Source organism: Microcystis sp. M53603_WE2, from assembly GCF_030065435.1.
Genome location: NZ_JASJFF010001195.1, coordinates 1 through 1,219 on the forward strand (window position 1 = coordinate 1; position 1,219 = coordinate 1,219).

Consider the following 1,219-nt stretch of genomic DNA (forward strand, 5'->3'; position numbering starts at 1 on the left):
CAAACCGCCGACACCATCGGTCAAAGCATGGGGGCATTGCGGCTGGGGTTGTCTCTTTCATCGCTGATCTTTCAACGTAAAGTGCTTACTCTTTAACGATTATACTCGATTTGATCTTTATTTGGCGTTTAAGTCCCACTAGCATGGTTTATAGCTCGTGACACTGTACCTCATACGACTGCACACCGCTATAATTCTCCCATAGTTTTTCGATGAAATTGAATTAGTAACGAAAGACATACAGTTCAGCTATCGAACTATTTTTATTAGTATAGATGAGAAAAGCAGACCGTGATTGGGTTGTCGCTTTTGGGGATATCTCGTGTAATCATCTCGACATCACCTCCCTTGCCTAGCTTCAGGTAATTCCGATTCTGAGGGTTAACTCTCGAAGGTATTGACTTCTGGCAATAGCTAGAGATTTGTTATTAGCTAAAAGCAAATATTATTTGAGCCAAAATTGCTCGATTCCCCCTAACGATGGGTCTGGTAAAACGTCCTTGACTTTTTTCTTTGTCTGTATATACCCATAATAACAAAACAGGCCGCAGGCCTGTTTCACTGTTAGATTAAGAATAATTAATCCTACCTAATCTCGCGCACTACCGGCTTACCGTCAATAATTTCACCGACGAGAATCAGATCAGCAACCCCGACAAATAAACCATTTTCTAAAACCCCCGGCATATTATTAATAGTTCTTTCCAAATCAGCCGGATCATCGATACTATCAAATTTAACATCGATAACTAAATTGCCTTGATCTGTCACCACGGGGCCAGCTTTTTTCACTCCCATGCGGAGAGAAGGTTTACCACCGAGTGCCTCCAATTTTCGCATCACCGGAGTCATGGCCATGGGTAACACTTCCACCGGCAAAAGAAAAGTCGATCCCAACTTGTCCACCAGCTTATTGCCATCCACTACCACGACAAAAATATCGGCGAGACTATCGACAATTTTCTCCTGAGTATGGGCAGCACCGCCGCCTTTAATCAGGTTTTTCTGGGGATCCACCTCATCGGCCCCATCGATAGCGATATCCATCTTTGCGATGACATCGAGGGTAGTGAGGGGAATTCCGTACTTCCTGGCCAAAACTTGCGCTTGAAAAGAAGTGGGAACCCCGACAATATTGCTGATTTCCCCGCTTTGCAGTCTAGCGCCCAGATACTCGATCGCGTAGGCCGTCGTTGAACCAGTTCCCAATCCCACGACC

At 44.9% G+C, this 1,219-nt stretch carries 1 protein-coding gene; it reads right to left on the reverse strand.

Features of this window, described 5'->3' with window-relative positions:
* Nucleotides 1-585 precede the first annotated feature (585 nt).
* Nucleotides 586-1,219: ribose-5-phosphate isomerase RpiA (gene rpiA / locus PX481_RS25035; protein WP_288096652.1), on the reverse strand; the 634-nt coding region annotated here is incomplete at its 5' end.